Origin of the sequence: Paracoccus sp. P2, from assembly GCF_046335115.1 — a bacterium.
Taxonomy (GTDB): domain Bacteria; phylum Pseudomonadota; class Alphaproteobacteria; order Rhodobacterales; family Rhodobacteraceae; genus Paracoccus; species Paracoccus pantotrophus.
The window spans coordinates 1-2,426 of sequence record NZ_JBGOSN010000119.1; the positions used below are offsets into that span (position 1 = coordinate 1).

The 2,426-nt window shown below is 57.0% G+C and carries 2 protein-coding genes and 1 tRNA gene; all 3 read left to right on the top strand.

The annotated features are described in order from the left end of the window. Nucleotides 1-56: 56 nt before the first annotated feature. The 3 genes from ACDP63_RS24585 to ACDP63_RS24595 all read left to right on the top strand — a co-directional run bounded on the left by ACDP63_RS24585 (nt 57) and on the right by ACDP63_RS24595 (nt 2,365). Nucleotides 57-133: transfer RNA gene (locus ACDP63_RS24585), tRNA-Met, on the top strand. A 134-nt stretch (nt 134-267) separates the two neighbouring features. Then, nucleotides 268-987 (top strand): phospholipase D-like domain-containing protein, encoded by a 720-nt coding sequence (locus ACDP63_RS24590; RefSeq protein ID WP_409928828.1) that lies wholly within the window; start codon nt 268-270, stop codon nt 985-987. Between the two features lie 406 nt (nt 988-1,393). Beyond that, nucleotides 1,394-2,365: a winged helix-turn-helix domain-containing protein gene (locus ACDP63_RS24595; RefSeq protein ID WP_409928829.1), complete on the top strand. Its 972-nt coding sequence runs from the start codon at nt 1,394-1,396 to the stop codon at nt 2,363-2,365. Nucleotides 2,366-2,426 lie beyond the last annotated feature (61 nt).

Below are 2,426 nucleotides of genomic sequence, written 5' to 3' on the forward strand. Positions count from 1 at the left end.
AAAAGAAGCGAGCATCTCTCAGAACGAGAAGCACCGCAAAACCGCGATGCAAATGGCGCGGGGTAGAGCAGCCCGGTAGCTCGTCAGGCTCATAACCTGAAGGCCGCAGGTTCAAATCCTGCCCCCGCAACCAACGAATCACATTACATTACAACCATTTAAGCCTCCCTCGGGAGGCTTTCCGCATTTATGCTTCCCGGAGCCCGGAATCACATCGGAAGCAGCCGGAAGCGAACCGCAGCGCAGAATCGGCGGGATCACAAATCCGTGCAAGCCGCGGCGGCCTCCCCTGCGATGATCGCCGATGGCGCGCAGGTGCGATCCTCGGCGGCGCGCTTCTACGACGAGACGCCGCGCCTGTCCGAGATGCTTGCAGCGGCGCGGGACGAGGGGGAGTTCGACCGACCGACGGCTTCCATGGCGGTGGCGACCGGGCAGTTCCTGTCCCTGTTGCGTGGCTCGAACCGCATGGAACTGCTCAATGGGCTGCGCAACCCCTTGTCGGTTCGAGAGCGGTCGGCCCATATCCGGGCTTCGGTTGCGCTCTTCCTTGACGGATACCGCCGCAATTTGCTGCAGGCCGGCGTGAAGCTTTACGAGCTGAAGCTGCGCGGGGCTCAGTCCGGCAAGCAGATCTTCCCGATGGGGATTTCCGGTGCCAGCCTTCACGCCAAGACCTTCGCGGTCGATCACCGGCGCGTCTTCATCGGCTCGTTCAACTTCGATCGGCACTCGGTCGATCTGAATTGCGAGATGGGGTTCCTGATCGACAGCCCCAAGATGGCCGCGCAGGTCTCCACCGCTTTCGACAACACCATCCCGCTGGTCAGCTACCAGCCTGCGCTGACGCCCGAAGCCAACATGGTCTGGGTCGAGACCCTGCCCGAAGGCCGGACCGAAATCTATCAGCAGGAACCCGGCGCGACATGGCTCCAGCAGATCGCCATCGCGGTGATCGGTATCCTGCCGGTCGAATGGCTGCTGTGAAGGCGGAAGAGTGGATGGGGATCCGCGATGGCCCAAGCGTGAAGGGCGGCAACCGGCCTTACGCAGGCGGCAGCATGGCAGTCGCAGCAACCTTGCGGAAGCAGCCGTTCCGGCGGACCGCAGCGAGATGGCAGTCGGATCTACCGTGAGGGCGGGGAGCAGCTTGTCGGCACTGCGGTAGGGCAGTCGCAGCAAAATTCGGAAGACGGTTATGTAATGAGCCATGTGTGGATACAGTCAGAAAGCTTGCGCAGAACCTTGTCGCGAGCCTGAGAATCCTGGCTGGGGGCTACGATTCGAACTATCGAGCGCGGAAGACGTGTGTATTTCTAGGTACTTGTAAGTGTTTGCGAAGAAGAGGGCTAGACTATATAGTCGGACCAAGCTTGCCAGAAGTTTTCCACACATGAGTAGCTACCTCACTGTTGCAGAAGAAATTCTCCGTGATGCCCGCAGGCCTCTCTCGGCCAAGTCGATTTTGCGTATTGCCTACCAGCAAGGGCTCGTGGCTGATCATCTCTACGGAAAAACACAACACAAGACGCTTCAGGCGAGACTTAGCGAAGACATACTCCACAGAAGGGAGAGGAGCTGTTTTTTCCGAACAGAGCCTGGTAAATTTTTCCTACGCGATTTCTTGACAGATCCTGCCATCCCGGCGGTCTATAAGAAAGAAATGCGTGCTCGGAGACGAACACGCGAGCTTCTGAGAGGGCCTGCGCTTGCTTTTTCGCATCGTTTTTTGAAGCGAGTTCTTTTTACGGGGGTCGCGGAGAGCTCAAAGCTCGGGAGTATCGGAGTGCGCTCTACCGATGAAATGGTTTACGTTGAACCCAAAGCTGTGCCTGAGGATGTGGCACTCGTGTGGTCTGTGGCGGCCGTGCGGAGAGATCGCCATATTCTCGCTTATAGGACAGGGCGATATCGTGATAATCGGGATACTTTTGCCCAGAAGCGTTCCATATGTTTCGCTGCCTTGGTGCTTGAAAGCGATGTCAACCTTTTCGACGCGAGCGGGTTAGGTGTCGTTGATGCGGCCCTAACTGCTGTATCTACTGACCTAAACGTACAGATTGATCATCGTTACGATGCAAGCACCCGGGCCGGAAGCTTTGGGCATGATTTTCGGTGCATAGTATGGGATGATCATCGACCGGATGAGGTCCTTGCATTGGTGGAGATATGTGCGCCTGATTGGTTCGAACCAGCGCAGAGTAGCCTTTCGATAAACGATCTTTGCTGGATAGATTTGACGGCACCCCCTAACGATATCATGGACTTCGATCCGTGGTCTCGCTCCTTGCTTGAGAAGTGCTACAATTCATGGACGGATCATGGTAACGGCCCGATTGTTACCGCCTGCCTGAGTTTGGGCTGATGGATTAAGGCACGTGCATAGTGACGTCGTTAATGACGTGTCTTATGCGGGTGTGGGGATG

Coding starts and splice junctions, on each gene's coding strand:
- ACDP63_RS24595 (WP_409928829.1), top strand. CDS start 1,394: ATGAGTAGCTACCTCACTGTTGCAGAAGAAATTCTCCGTGATGCCCGC.